Raw genomic sequence first — 13,495 nt, 5'->3', positions numbered from 1 at the left:
CTTGGGGCGCCACCTTCGGATCTCCATCCGCTCCCGGCCCCTCCAGGCCAGAAACGCTCCTCCATTTCAGTTTCTCACCCTATTTCCAGGTGAGATGCAGCACCTCCAGCCGCTCTATGCCCGGCACCTCGACTTCCGCGCGTCCATCCTTCACGCTGAAGCTTGCCGCCCGGTCCGCGACGACGAGCCAGGCTTTCGCCACCGATTGGCCGTTCGGAACTTCCACCGAAACGGTCTGGGCCGCCAGAGGGTAATTTTCGCGGATCGGGCCTTTCATCATCATTGGGTTGGTGAGGTTGAAGAGACTGAGGGCAATGCCTTCGGAGTTTTCCCGGAGCGCGAGGTCGATGACGCCGGGGCCTTTGACGGTGACGCGCGGGGTCTTGCCGAGCGCCCAATGGACGGCGTTGGAGAGCAGGCGGCCGTGATCGACGGCGAACACTTCCCAGAAGATCTCGCCGATATTCCAGGGGATATAGACGGTGCGGCCACCCTTGCCGGTTTCGCGGGCGACGACTGCCGCTCCTTCCGGGTCTTCGCGCGGATAGACTTCCTCCATTGGGAGATCCGGGAAATCGGGAACGTAGAGGAAGGGGGTCTGTGAGCCCGTCACCGGCTCGACATGGATCAGCCTTGTGCCGCCCATGATCCGCTCGGCGCCGTCAAAACCCTTATTGACCGGATGGTCGCCGGAGAGCGCCACATAGGTGTTCTTGACGATGCCGCGCGGGCCGGAGACGAATTTGATGCCAAATACATCCGAGAGGCCGAATTCGGCCCGCGTCTTGCCGAACTCGTCGCGAAGCGAGGTCTCGTAGGACCCGACCACGCTGCCGCCACGCGCCACATAGGCGCGGATCGCCTCGTTCTGCGCATCCGAAAGACAGGCGGCATTCGCGAGGATAATGACCTTGAAGCGGTCGAGGTTGTCCTTGGTCAGAACCTGATCGGACAGAAGCTCGAAGGGCAGGCGCGCCTCGACCAGGGCGTGGTAGACGCCGAGTTCGTGTTTTTCGGCTGCGTGGCGGTCTTCCGGCGCCCAATGGCGCAGGGTCGTCGACGGGTCGATCACGGCGATTTCCGCCGTCGGCGTCATGCTTTCTAGGACCGGCTCGACGGCCGACTGCAGCACGAAGGCTTCGGCGACCGGGTCCACCCAGCGCTTGTCGGGCACCACGCCGTTGAATTTCGTGAACCAGGCGTAAAGTCCGTGGGCCGTGCCGTTGTTGATCCAGAGCTGCATTTCCTCGCCCGAGGTCACCGCATCCTTCCAGCGATACTCTTCCTCCGGGCCGATCGAGGTGATCAGCACCACGGGGCGATCGGCAAAGGTGGCGCGGATGCGCTTGCCGTTGCGGCCGGCCGACCAGCCGAGCTCCAGCCCCTTGCGGCCCTGGTGATCGACGACGAGGAAGGGGCAATGTCTGGTGATGACCGAGAGATCGAACTCCATCAGCGACGCGCCGCTCATGTTGGGTATGAAGCTCGCATGCGGCCGGATCGCTTTGACCGCGTCGTCCCACTGGGCGATCACGTCGGTCAGCACCCGGCGGCGCCAGTGCAGCCATGCCTGCCAGGCCGGGTCCTCGGCATCCGCCTTTTTCGGCAGGGCGTAGCCGGACATGTCCTTGAAGCGGCGGGCGCTGTCCTCGCTGTAATCGACGCCGTGGCCCTGCCAGCGATTGGCGAAGATCGCGTCGATATCGTATTCCCGGACGATCTCCTTGACCACCTCCGGCATGAACACCGAATTGTAGTCGCCATAGGCATTGGTGACCCAGACATCCGGATAGGCCCAGTGGCGGCGCGGCGTGCCGTCGGCATTGACCATCACCCATTCCGGATGGGCCTTGGCCGCGTCGTCGTGAATGGCGTGCGGGTCGACGCGGGCCATGACGTGCATGTCGAGCTTGCGGGCCGCATCGACGAGCGCGCCGAAAATATCCTTGTCGCCCAGATACTGGCTGACATAGTGATAAGGGACCTTGCTTGGATAGTAGGCGATGTAGCCGCCGGCGCTGAGGCAGACGGCGTTGGATTTCGTGCGCTTGAAGACGTCGATCCAGAAGGCCGGGTCGTATTTGTCCGGATCATCCTCAACGAAGGTCAGCTGGGTCCAGCGCGTTGCAGTCCTGAACCAGTCCGGAGTCCGCAGGGTGTCGGTGTTCTGTCGTCTCGCCTCGAGCATGATGGCATCCAATCATCGGGTAAAAGGGTCCCGTGGCGCCGGCCGGTTAAAGCCGGCGCCCGGAAAACATCGGAATGTGCGAGGCCATCAGACCTTGTAGAACTGCTCCGGCATGGTCGGGGCAGGGGTCGGCCAGCCGAATGAGTTCGGCATGGTCTTGGTGATATTCTTCATGTTGTTCTTGACGATGCCGTAGCCGTCCGGCGGCTGCGAAATGCCGAAGACATAGAAGTTGTCAGCGGCCCCCTGCAGGATCTGTTTCATGATCTCGCGCTGGCCCGCCTGGTCCGATGTCGCCTTCAGCTTGTCGTAGAGCGCAAGCAGCTTCTTGGTCTCTTCCGGCGGTTCCTCGGCATTGGCGTTCTTGGGATCGAGATACCAGAGCTGCCATGCCGGGGCATACATCGCGTTGCTGTCGGTCGGCACGTAGTAGCGCGGATCGAGCATCGCCGCGACGCCGCCATTGGCGCCGAACTGGTGCGCGGTCGCATCGAAGTCGCGGCCCTGGCGGACGCGGGTTTCCCAGAGAGAACGGTCCATGGTGCGCATCTGGGCATCGATGCCGACCGCCTGGAACATCGGGATCGCCAGCTGGAAGAGATCGAGGAAGATCGGGCGTGCCTGGTCGATCTCGAAGATGATCGTCAGACGGCGGCCCTTCTCGTCGAGACGGAAATTCTGGCTGTCGCGCTTCGGGACAAGTTCGTCGAGCATGGCATTCGCCTTGTCGACGCTGTATTCGGTGAACTGCTTGGCGAGCTTGTCGTTATAGAGCGGATCACCTTCCTTGATCGACGGCTGGGCGGGCGCGCCCTGGCCGACCAGCACCGCGTCGATCAGCGTCTGACGATCAAGCGCCGTGGAAAGAGCTGCGCGGAACGTCTTGTTGCGGAAGAGTTTTCGCTTTGTCTCGTCGTTGTGGTTCAGGTTGAAGATGAAGTTCATGACATTGGCCTCGGTCGAGGTCAGCGTGTAGAAATCGTAGTCGCCCTGCTTGCGCGCGTCGTAGAGAACCGACTTGTTGTTCGGGGTTGCGATATACTGGTCCATCAGGTCGATTTCGCCCTGCATGCATTTCAGGAGCAGCACCTGCGGGTCGGCCACCATCTGGTAGACGATGCGGTCCATATAGGGCAGCTGGTTGCCGGCGGTATCGACCTTCCAGTAGTAGGGGTTGCGCTCTGCCACCACGCGCTCGGTGTTTTCACCCGGGGCGATGGTGAAATACCAGGCATTCAGCGTAGGCTTCTTCGATGAATTGAGGAAGAAGGCGTTGTCGTCCTGGAAGCCGGAGGCCGACTGGAAGGCGGCAATCCAGGTCTGGAAACCGCGCTGCTTGGCGAGCTCGTCCGCCTTCGGATTGTAGTCGATGTGGAACTGTTCGAGATAGTGTTTCGGGCAGCGGGTGGTGTGGTCCCAGTTGGACCAGGCGACCTGCAATGGGAACATACCGTTAGGTTTTTCGAAGATCACCTTGAAGGTCTGCTCGTCGATCACCTCCAGCTTGGCGGGCTTGCCGGCAGTTTTCCAGTGGCCCTGGCTGGTCACGGCGACGCGCTTGTCGGTGAGCACGGTATCATACCAGAACTTGACGTCGGCGGTGGTATAGGGATGTCCGTCGGACCATTTCATGCCTTTGCGCAGGCGGATGGTGTAGACGGTGGAGTCCGCATTGCCGTCGAAGGCTTCCGCGACATTCAGTGTCACGCCGGACCAATCCGGCGTATACCGCAGCAGCGGCTCATAGGCCTGATAGCGGAACAGCATGGACAGCGAACCGCCGCCAACCAGCGCCAGCTTCCAGTCTCCTCCATATTTTCCGACGCTTTCAACAGGTTTGATGACAAGGGGATTGGCGGGCAGTCGATCCTTGAGAGGGGGAAGGGCGCCGCTTGCGACCTTGTCCTTCAGGATGCCCGCTTCCTTGTAATCGACGGCTAGAGCCGGCAGCGCCGGCAAAATCAAAACGGCCGAACTCCCGGCTAGAAACGCACGACGTTTCAGCTTGATCATGAGTGTCTCCTCCACACACAGTCCCCGCCGTTACCTCTTATTGCCCTTCAGCGTGGATAACAGAAAGTTTGCATTCGAATACTGTTAGGTAAAGTGTTATGTATCATTGTTTTGGAAAATTGCGTTTTGCAGCGCAGCAGCGTAGTCAGCGGCGGTTGCGGAGGGTGTGGGAATGAAGAGCAGGGGACGGGTCACCTTACAGACGATCGCGCGCGAGGTCGGCCTCTCGAAATATGCGGTGTCCAGATCGTTGTCCGGCAAGAGCGGCGTCAGCGAGGAAACCCGCGAGCGGATACGCCAAACCGCCGAGCGCCTCGGCTACAGCAAGCCGGCCAACCAATCAGCGTCCGGCGATATTGCGGTGGTTTTTCACGACCTCGATCCGGTCAATAGCGAGCTATACATGCAGATCCAGAACGGCGTACAGGCGGAGGCGCACAGGCTCGGCATGGGTCTCAGACTGTTATGGACACATAGCCAGGGCCAGCTTGAAGAACTGGCGCGCACATGTGCCGGGCTTCTGCTGGTCGGACCGCACGACCGCGAGGCGATCCGCGCCGCGATGGCGACCGGCACGCCGATCATCCGGTTCGGCTGGGTCGATCCGCTGGAGGATGCCGATCAGGTCTCCGGGACCGATCACGAGGCAGGGCAGGCCGTAATCCAATACCTGATAGACCTCGGTCACCGTTCCATCGCCTATGTCTATGGAGACCCCGGCTATCGCGGCCGCCGCGAGCGCTTTTACGGGGCGCGCGAAATTGCCGAACGTCACCCGGACGTTACGTTGCACGTGCTGCAGTTCGAGGAGGAGAATGGTTTTGCAGAAGCCTATCGCATGCTGAAGGAAAAGGACGGTCGACCCACGGCTTTCTTCTGCGCGCATGACGGCTTGGCGCTCACCGTGGTTTCCGAACTCCTGGGCCAGGGTTATCGCATTCCCGATGACGTATCAGTGGTCGGTTTTGGCGATTTTTCGCCGGCCAAGCAGATTTCGCCGGCTCTAACGACGGTGCGCATGGAGGGCCAGGAATGTGGAGCCGTCGGTCTGCGGCTCCTGCTCGAGCGGATCGAGAACCCGCGCCAGCCGGGAACGCCCGCCCGCAGGGTCCATGTCGCGTCGAGGATCGTCGAACGCCGGTCCACCGGTCCATGCAAGGACCCCGCGCATCCAGCTGATCGCAGCGCGCCTCGGCAGGAGCCGCGCATAGTTTCCGTCTGACGGTTCCTGCCAGGCGCGCGGATTGGCTTCGATGGCCTATTTGAGGCTCTTCATATCGACCATGTCCATGTCGGTGAAGGACTGGTTGTCGCCGGCCATGCTCCAGATGAAGGCGTAGGCACCGGTGCCGGCGCCGCAGTGGATGGACCAGGGCGGCGAGAGCACGGCCTGTTCGTTGCGGATGATCAGATGGTTGGTGGCCGCCGGCCGGCCCATCAGGTGAACGACGAAAGCGTTCTCCGGCAGCTCGAAATAGAGATAGGCTTCCATCCGCCGGTCGTGCAGATGCGCCGGCATCGTATTCCAGACGCTGCCCGTTTCCAGCCGGGTCAACCCCATCAGCAGCTGGCAGGTCGGAAGCACTTTGGGATGCAGATATTGATAGAGTTTGCGCTTGTTCGACGTGGCGCCATCGCCGAGATTGTTCTCGATCGCGTCGGTACTGCGGACGATCCGCGAGGGCAGCGTGGCGTGCGCCGGCGCGCTGTTGATGTAGAATTTCGCCGGCACCGACGGGTCATCGCTCTCGAAAGAAATCTCCTTCGTTCCCATGCCGAGATAGAGCCCGTCCATCGGCTGGAGCTCATAAGCCTTGCCGTCGGCGACAACCCGGCCCGGTCCGCCGATATTGATCAAGCCGAGTTCGCGGCGGTCCAGCAGGTAGTCCGCGCCGACTATCTTCGCCAGTTCGCTGCCGACGCCGAGGCTTGCCTGCGTCGGCGAAGCGCCCGCCACCAGCATGCGGTCGTAATGGGTGTAGACGGCCTGCAGGGTGCCCGCCGCGAAGAGATCCTCGATGACGAAGTTCTCCCGCAGTTCCGCGCTCGTCATACGCTCCGACTGGCTGTAGTGAACGGCATGGCGCGTCCGGAGATCAATCGTCATTGTGTAGTTTCCTCCTGTTTGTCGGCGCGTGGAGCTACCGTTTGGCGGCGGCGCTGAGTTCGGTCGGGGTTTCCAGCCGCGCAGACTGGGGCATCACCGATTGTGTGTCCAGTAGCGTTTCCGCATAGGCCATCATCAGCGGTCCGACACCCTTGATGTCGTCGGGGCGGATTTCCTCGGAGAGATAATAACCGACCGTGCCGTCGCGATAACGGCCGTTGAACCCCCCGAGACCCGCCACGCAACAGATGTTGTGGAGCCTGAGCATGCCATCCGCATCCTGCCGCAGCTCCCGTCCGGTCAGCGATTGCAGGCTCGCGCGGCCAGCCTCTGAAAAGGCGGCTGGACCGCCGAGTCGTGCGAGCTTTTGGAGGAAATAGGAAAACATCGCCGTGGCGGAGCTTTCCGGATAATTCTGGGGTTCGTCCGGCCGGTCGATCACCTGCAGCCAGCGATGATCCGAGGTGCGGAGAGCGACGAGCCGGGATGCCAGCGCCGCGGCGCGATCGGTCAACTCCCGCCGCGCTGCGCCGGTGGGGATGTTTTCGATGATATCGACGAAGGCCATCGCCAGCCAGCCGATCGCTCTTGCCCAATGCGCCGGCGACAGGCCGCTTTCCTCATCCGCCCAGGGCTGCTGCCGGGCTTCGTCATATCCATGACGGTAAAGATCGGCCTGCTGGTCGTAGGTCAAGTCCAGCGCCGTCGTGAATTGCCGAAGCGCCTCCTCGACGGCCTTGGGCTCTGAAACCGCACGGGCATATTCGATCTTGAATGGCAGCGCCATGTAGAGCCCGTCCAGCCAGATCTGATGCGGGTAACGCAGCTTGTGCCAATAGACATCGCTGCCGGTGCGCGGATGTGTTTCGAGTTGCAGCGCCAGCGGTGCGGCGGCATCGAGCCAGCGGCTCTCGCCCGTGTGCCGATACAGAAAGACGAGAGTGCGGCCGGGCAGGATGTTGTCGATGTTGAACTCGTCGATCTCATAGCCGACCAGCCGGCCCTGCGCGTCGATCTGGCCGCTCACCAGCCGGAGGAGATGATTCAGCCATTGGCGCTCGCCGGTCGCTTCGTAAAGAGCGATCAGGCCGCGATAGAGACAGCCGTCCTCGTAACACCAGGCTCCGCCTTTATAATATTCATAATCGCGTGCGTAGATTTCGAAATAGTCTTGAAGCATCGGATCTCAGTCTTGGGCTGGATGAATCGAAACGGGAGAGAGACGCGCGAGACGGCTGAAGACGGTGTTCTCCGCAATGATCCCGGCATGCCGGAGCGGCAGGAGAAGAGACGCCATTTCCGGCACCTCGGCCTCGGCATCCGGCGCGAAGGAGACGCTGTAGTTTTCAAACGAGATGTCACAGATCGCTGCTTCCGGCAGACCGTAAAAAACCGCGGCAGCCGTTCGTGCGCCGGAGACTGTGACATTCTCGACGGAGATCGACCTTATGCTCGGCGTTTCCGCGGAAACCGCCAGCGGCAGGCGGGACTGGACATAGTCCGATCGGCCATCGGCATCACAGAAATAGAAGGAATTGACCGCAACCGGCGTCGCCACGTCCTCCATGAAGCTGTCGGCAAGCCGGATGTTGGCGACCGTGCCGCCGCGTCCCCTGCGTGTCTTGATTCGCAGCCCGCGGTCGGTGCCCCTGAAATGGCAGTTGCGGATGGTGATATCGCTTATGCCGGCGCTCATCTCGCTACCGATGACGACCGCGCCGTGGCCGCGCTCCATCAGGCAGTTCTCGATCCGGACATGCCCGGTCGGTCGGTCCGGCCCTCCGCGCGGGCTGCGTTTGCCGGCCTTCAGGGCAATGCAATCGTCGCCGACCGAGATGTGCAGGCCGACAAGATGAATATCGGAGCTGCTTTCGGGGTTGAACCCGTCGGTATTTGGAGAATCCGGATCGTTCTCTATGGTGAGGTCCGCCGCGATCAGCCTTTTGCAGAGGACCGGATGGACGGTCCACGATGGCGAATTGCGGATGGTGAGGCCGGAAAGCGAGACGTCCTCGCAAGCCGAAAGGAATATGGTGCGGGGGCGCCTGGCACCCTGGCGTGTTTCCTTCGGCCAGGACCACCAATCGCCGCGGTCGCCACCGCCGTCGATGGTGCCGGCGCCGGCAAGATGCACGTCGCGGCAGTCGATCGCATTGATCAGGCTGGCGTAACAGGCCTCCGCCACGCCTTCCCATGTGCCGAGAATCCGGCTGTCGGGATGACGCGCCGGGAGGATCGGAAAGTCTTCCCTGTTGGCGATTGCCGCGAGTTCCGCGTCGTCGTCGATGAGCAGAGTCATGTGGCTTTTGAGGAAGAGCGGACCGCTCAGCCAACGACCGGCCGGTATCCTCAACGTGCCTCCGGAGGCGAGTGCGGCGATGGCCCTCTGGATCGCTTGTGCATTGTCCGGCGCTTCCTGCGTGGCACCGAAATCGCGGATGTCGATCAGGGCTTTTTCCTGCCGTGTGGCGAATTCGAGCCGGACATCACCTGCATGGAAGAGGTAGGTCGTGCCCGGCTCCAGTTGGGTGACCGTGAAGGCGACAGTGCGTGTCGTCCCCTCGGCCGCCAACGCGCCATCGATCTTCTGAACCTGCCAGGCAAGCGCGTCGTCGCGGGTGTGGAGATGCCTTTCGGCATCGACACTGAAGGTCGCGCTGCGGGGCCCGGCAATCAGGAGTTCGATGGCGACGTCCGTCACGTCCTCAGATCCCCGTCAGCGCCTGGTTGATGCCGGCGATGATCTCGGTCGCAGCGTCCTTGGAAGATTGCTGGCCATAGGCGAAGGCTTCGAAATTGGTATCGAAGACCTCGGTAACGCGCGGATGTTCGTTGAGCGGCGAGACGCCGGGGCTGGTCGGCTCCATCACCCGCTTGTAGGCTTCCAGCTGGACCGGCTTGATCTTTCCTTCCTTGGTCAGCGTGTCGAGCGCCACCTTGCTGGACGGAATGCCGCGCGTCGCGCCCATGATCTTGACCGCTTCCGGATCGTTGAGCAGGCAGTTGAGCACCTGGGCTGCCCCCTTCGGGTCCTTGCTGTTCCTGGAGATCGAGAACAGCATGGAGGGCTTGCGGTAGACGCCGTCGGTCTTGGCACCCTCGATGGTGAGGAGCTTGACGGGAACCAGTTCCTGGCCCTTTTCCATAGGCGTGGCGATCTTGCCGTAGGTGCTGTCCCATTGATAGGTGCCGGCGATCTTCCCCTTGGCCCATTTCTGGTTTTCATGCAGCGGCGTGTTGCCGCCGGCAGCCACCTGTTTCCAGCTCTCGATGACGCCCTTGTCGACCAGGGTCTTGTAGAATTCGAGGCCTTCGGCGAGTTCGGCTTCGCTCCAGGCGACCTTGTTGGTGGCGGGGTCGATCAGGTCCTTACCGGTCTTCTGGGTGGTGCGGAGGATCACCATCAGGCGGGCATCCAGGGCCGCACCCTCAAACGGGAAATACTCCTTGCCGAGCTTTTCCTTCATCTTCGGGGCTGCGGCGATCAGCTCTTCCCAGGTTTTCGGGATCGGGATACCGGCCTTGTCGTAGGTCGTCTTGTTGAACATGAAGACGCGACCCGTCGTGGAGACGGAGATACCGTTCAGCTTGCCCTTGACGGTGCCGCTGTCGAGATCCGACTTCGACCACTGGCTGAGGTCGATGATGTCCTTGTACTGGTTGAGGTCGGCAAAACCGTCGCCGTTCTTGGTGAACAGCGGCAGCCAGGGCCAGTTCACCTGCATGATGTCGGCCTCGGTGCGGCCGGCAAGCTGGGTGGCGATCTTTTCCTGGTGGCCCTGAAAGCCGGTGAATTCAGGCGCGATCGTATGGCCGAATTTGGCGCCGCACACCTTCAGGGCCTGCTGGGTTGCGACATGACGGTCGTCGCTGCCCCACCAGGACATGCGCAGATCCGAAGCGAATGCGGTCGAAAGGCTGGTGGCGGCAAACAAAGCCGCCGTCATGAACATGGTTCTCATTTTGGCTCCTCCCAAGTTGGAACGATGAAGTTTCAGATCGCCAGGCTGATGTTCTCCCCGGACTGGCGGTCGAACAGGTGCACGCCCTTCGGGTCCGGGCTCAGCCAGACCCAGTCGTCGCGAAGCGCGCCGCGGTCGTAGGACGCGGACGGCACCACGGCGATGAGACGTTTGGGGCCGATATCGACATAGAGGTAGACTTCGTGGCCCATGAACTCGATGTGTGTCAGCCTGCCCTTGATGGTGCCGGGCGTTTCGGGGGCCGTGATGCGCAGATGCTGCGGGCGGATGCCGAGCGTGACGTGCTCGCTGCGGCCGGAAATCCGTTTGGTGAATTCGTCGCCGAGTACGATCACCTGCTCCGCTGCCCGTACGCTATTTTCGCCTTCGAATGTGCCGTCGAGGAAATTCATTTCCGGGCTGCCGATGAAGCCGGCGACGAAGGTGTTGGCCGGGCGGCTGTAAAGCGTCACCGGATCCGCGACCTGCATGATGCGGCCATCCCTCATGACGCAGATCCGGTCGCCCATGGTCATGGCTTCCGTCTGATCGTGGGTGACATAGATGACTGTCGCCTGCTGGTTTTCCGCCTTCAGCCGCTTGTGCAGGTCGGTGATGCGGACCCGCATCGAGGCGCGCAGCTTGGCGTCGAGGTTGGAAAGCGGCTCGTCGAACAGGAAGACCTGCGGTTTCTTGATCAGCGCCCGACCAACCGCGACGCGCTGCGCCTGACCGCCGGAAAGCTGCTTCGGCAGCCGGTCGAGCAGCGGGTCGATCTCAAGCAGGCTGGAGACATGGTTCGTCGCCTGCTCGATCTCGGCGCCCGGACGGCGCTTCAACCGCATGCTGAAGGAGAGGTTCTTGCGCACCTTCATATGCGGATAGAGGGCGTAATTCTGGAAAACCATGGAAATCCCGCGGTCGCCCGGCGTCTTGTCGTTGACCAGTTCGCCGCCGATGCGGATCTCGCCGCCGGTCACCCGTTCGAGGCCGGCGATCATCCTAAGCGTCGTCGATTTGGCGCAACCGGACGGGCCGACCAGCACCATGAACTCGCCATCCTCGACATCGAGATTGATGCCATGCACGGCGCGGAACGAACCGTAGTCCTTTTCGAGATTTCTCAACTGAAGACGCGCCATGTGACTACCCTTTGATCCCGCCGGACGAGATGCCGTCGATGAAATATTTCTGAGCGAGGAAGAAGACCGCGAGCGCCGGCGCCAGCGACAGGACCGACATGGCGAGCACCCGGTTCCATTCGAAGGCTTCGGTCGTGTCGATCGACAGTTTGAGCGCCAGCGAGATCGGGTACTTGTCGACCGAGGAGACGTAGATCAGCGGGCCGAGGAAGTCGTTCATCGTCCACATGAACTGGAAGAGGCAGACCGAGATCAGCGCCGGCATCAGGAGCGGCACGACGATGAAGATCAGCGTCTGGATGGTATTGGCTCCGTCGACACGGGCAGCCTCCTCCATGTCGCGGGGGATGGCGCGCAGGAACTGCACCAGCATGAAGACGAAGAATGCGTCGCCCGCAAGCGCCGAAGGTACCCAGAGCGGCAGGTAGCTGTCGAGCCAGCCGAGATCGCGGAAGATCAGATATTGCGGAATGCGGGTGACGACGTTCGGCAGAAGCAGTGTCGCGATCAGCGCGGAAAACAGCACCTTCTTGTACGGGAAATCGAAGCGGGCGAAGCCGTAGGCGACCGCCGTGCAGGAAATCGCCGTGCCGATCACCTTCGGGATGACGATCCACAACGTGTTGAGGAAGAACGTGCCGAAGGAATAGGGCGTCGAGGTCTTCCAGCCCTTGATATAGCCGTCCAGCGTCGGGTTCTCGGGCCAGAAACCTGGATTGGAGAAGATCTCCGAATTGGTCTTGAACGATGCACCGATCAGCCAGATCAGCGGGTAGAGCATCAGCAGGCCGACGACGGTCAGCAGCGCATAACGCAGCACGGCATTGAGGCCATGGCGGCGCGTTTCACGGGTGCGGACGATATCGATATCGCGCGCGGTGGAGGAATTCTCGGAGAGGATGTGATCGGTCATGGTCAGCTCCTCTTGTCGCCGGCGTAATAGACCCAGTGGCGCGAGGACCAGAAGGCGATGAGGGTGAGGGCCATGATGATGAGGAACAGGACCCAGGCGATCGCCGAGGCATAACCCATGTCGAACCGCTTGAAGGCCTCGTCATAGATGTAGATCGGCAGGAGATAGGTGGATTTCAGCGGGCCGCCCTGGGTGATGATGTAGGGGCCGTTGAACTCCTGGAAGGCCTGGACCATCTGCATGATCAGGTTGAAGAAGATGACGGGCGTGATCAGCGGCAGGGTGATGTAGACGAAGCTCGTCCACTTGCCGGCGCCGTCGATCGAGGCGGCCTCGTAGAGTGTCTTGTCGATGCTCTGGAGGGCCGCGAGGAAGATCACCATGGCCGAGCCGAACTGCCAGAGGCGCAACAGCGTGATGGTGAACAGCGCATTGGTGGGATCGCCGAACCAGTTTACCGGCTCGAAGCCCAGCGTGGTGAGGCCCATGTTGATGAGGCCGACATCGGCGAACATGTATCGCCACAACACGGCGATGGTGATCGAGCCGCCGAGAATCGACGGCACGTAATAGGCCGTCCGGAAAACGTTGATGAACTTCAGCTTGTAATTGAGGATCACGGCCATGAAGAGCGCGAAGGCGAGCTTCAGGGGCACCGTCGTGAACACGTAGATCAGCGTGACCCAAAGCGATTTGCGGAAGGTGCGGTCGTTGGTGAACAGCCGGATATAATTTTGCAGGCCGGTAAAGACCGGCTCGTTCATCAGGTTGTAGTTGGTGAAGCTGAGATAGAGGGACGCGATGAAGGGCAGGGCGGTAAAGATCAAAAGCCCGATGATGAAGGGCGACAGGTAGAAAAGCCCCAGGAACTTGTTGTCGCCGCTCATGCCGCCTGCTCCGATCTGGCCGGCGCCACCTGCAGGCGTCGCGTCCGGCCGACCCCCATGAGTTTCGTCGCGCAGTTGAGCGAACCATCGCTAATAGAGACGATATTGAAAGAAGAGACACTTCCTATATTGTGCATCGCAACCTCAGGCGCTTCGATCCGCAGGCGAGCCTGACTGCATCAGGCTCCCGAAAAGAAGCGCCATTTCCTCCCATTCCTGTCTCAGACGTGTTGAGTTCTCGTCTCCCGGGCTGATATTCTCATTTTGCCTGTCAGATTAAATC

General features: G+C 61.4%; 10 protein-coding genes. 1 reads left to right on the top strand and 9 read right to left on the bottom strand.

The window, feature by feature from the left end; all coding sequences use genetic code 11:
* Positions 1-79: 79 nt before the first annotated feature.
* On the bottom strand, positions 80-2,188 hold the full coding sequence (locus ACSQ8R_RS27405) for a family 10 glycosylhydrolase (protein ID WP_436256488.1): 2,109 nt from the start codon (positions 2,186-2,188) through the stop codon (positions 80-82).
* 87 nt (positions 2,189-2,275) lie between these two features.
* Positions 2,276-4,201, bottom strand: coding sequence for an ABC transporter substrate-binding protein (locus ACSQ8R_RS27400; RefSeq protein ID WP_436256487.1), 1,926 nt, complete (start codon positions 4,199-4,201; stop codon positions 2,276-2,278).
* 172 nt (positions 4,202-4,373) lie between these two features.
* On the opposite strand from ACSQ8R_RS27400, the gene ACSQ8R_RS27395 reads away from it, so the two are divergent.
* Complete coding sequence (locus tag ACSQ8R_RS27395; RefSeq protein ID WP_436256486.1) at positions 4,374-5,423, top strand: LacI family DNA-binding transcriptional regulator; 1,050 nt, start codon at positions 4,374-4,376, stop codon at positions 5,421-5,423.
* A gap of 36 nt (positions 5,424-5,459) precedes the next feature.
* On the opposite strand, the gene kduI is transcribed toward ACSQ8R_RS27395, so the two are convergent.
* From kduI to ACSQ8R_RS27360, 7 genes are read right to left on the bottom strand one after another with little or no spacing between them, the layout of a single operon-like run.
* Positions 5,460-6,308 carry a 5-dehydro-4-deoxy-D-glucuronate isomerase gene (gene kduI, locus ACSQ8R_RS27390; protein WP_436256485.1) on the bottom strand — a complete coding sequence of 283 codons (849 nt, stop codon included), beginning with the start codon at positions 6,306-6,308 and terminating at the stop codon, positions 5,460-5,462.
* 34 nt (positions 6,309-6,342) lie between these two features.
* Positions 6,343-7,488, bottom strand: a complete 1,146-nt coding sequence (locus tag ACSQ8R_RS27385; protein WP_436256484.1) for a glycoside hydrolase family 88/105 protein — start codon at positions 7,486-7,488, stop codon at positions 6,343-6,345.
* Between the two features lie 6 nt (positions 7,489-7,494).
* Positions 7,495-9,009: a polygalacturonase PglA gene (gene pglA, locus ACSQ8R_RS27380; RefSeq protein WP_436256483.1), complete on the bottom strand. Its 1,515-nt coding sequence runs from the start codon at positions 9,007-9,009 to the stop codon at positions 7,495-7,497.
* A 4-nt stretch (positions 9,010-9,013) separates the two neighbouring features.
* A complete protein-coding gene (locus ACSQ8R_RS27375; protein WP_436256482.1) occupies positions 9,014-10,270 on the bottom strand; it encodes an ABC transporter substrate-binding protein in 1,257 nt (418 codons plus the stop codon).
* Between the two features lie 32 nt (positions 10,271-10,302).
* On the bottom strand, positions 10,303-11,412 hold the full coding sequence (locus tag ACSQ8R_RS27370; protein WP_436256481.1) for an ABC transporter ATP-binding protein: 1,110 nt from the start codon (positions 11,410-11,412) through the stop codon (positions 10,303-10,305).
* A 4-nt stretch (positions 11,413-11,416) separates the two neighbouring features.
* Positions 11,417-12,325, bottom strand: a complete 909-nt coding sequence (locus tag ACSQ8R_RS27365) for a carbohydrate ABC transporter permease (RefSeq protein WP_436256480.1) — start codon at positions 12,323-12,325, stop codon at positions 11,417-11,419.
* A 2-nt stretch (positions 12,326-12,327) separates the two neighbouring features.
* The gene (locus ACSQ8R_RS27360; RefSeq protein ID WP_436256479.1) at positions 12,328-13,212 is read right to left on the bottom strand and encodes a carbohydrate ABC transporter permease; all 885 of its coding nucleotides are present in this window, start codon (positions 13,210-13,212) and stop codon (positions 12,328-12,330) included.
* Between the last annotated feature and the right edge of the window lie 283 nt (positions 13,213-13,495).

The sequence above is a fragment of the Neorhizobium sp. LjRoot104 genome, from assembly GCF_964253725.1.
In the GTDB taxonomy this organism is placed as follows: Bacteria; Pseudomonadota; Alphaproteobacteria; order Rhizobiales; family Rhizobiaceae; genus Neorhizobium.
Note: the sequence above shows the minus strand (reverse complement) of the source record. Positions and strands in the feature narration are given on the sequence as shown.

Excerpts from the sequence above, each read along its gene's own strand:
- ACSQ8R_RS27405 (WP_436256488.1), bottom strand. The coding sequence starts at position 2,188 with ATGCTCGAGGCGAGACGACAGAACACCGACACCCTGCGGACTCCGGAC.
- ACSQ8R_RS27400 (WP_436256487.1), bottom strand. The coding sequence starts at position 4,201 with ATGATCAAGCTGAAACGTCGTGCGTTTCTAGCCGGGAGTTCGGCCGTT.
- ACSQ8R_RS27395 (WP_436256486.1), top strand. The coding sequence starts at position 4,374 with ATGAAGAGCAGGGGACGGGTCACCTTACAGACGATCGCGCGCGAGGTC.
- kduI (WP_436256485.1), bottom strand. The coding sequence starts at position 6,308 with ATGACGATTGATCTCCGGACGCGCCATGCCGTTCACTACAGCCAGTCG.
- ACSQ8R_RS27385 (WP_436256484.1), bottom strand. The coding sequence starts at position 7,488 with ATGCTTCAAGACTATTTCGAAATCTACGCACGCGATTATGAATATTAT.
- ACSQ8R_RS27375 (WP_436256482.1), bottom strand. The coding sequence starts at position 10,270 with ATGAGAACCATGTTCATGACGGCGGCTTTGTTTGCCGCCACCAGCCTT.
- ACSQ8R_RS27370 (WP_436256481.1), bottom strand. The coding sequence starts at position 11,412 with ATGGCGCGTCTTCAGTTGAGAAATCTCGAAAAGGACTACGGTTCGTTC.
- ACSQ8R_RS27365 (WP_436256480.1), bottom strand. The coding sequence starts at position 12,325 with ATGACCGATCACATCCTCTCCGAGAATTCCTCCACCGCGCGCGATATC.
- ACSQ8R_RS27360 (WP_436256479.1), bottom strand. The coding sequence starts at position 13,212 with ATGAGCGGCGACAACAAGTTCCTGGGGCTTTTCTACCTGTCGCCCTTC.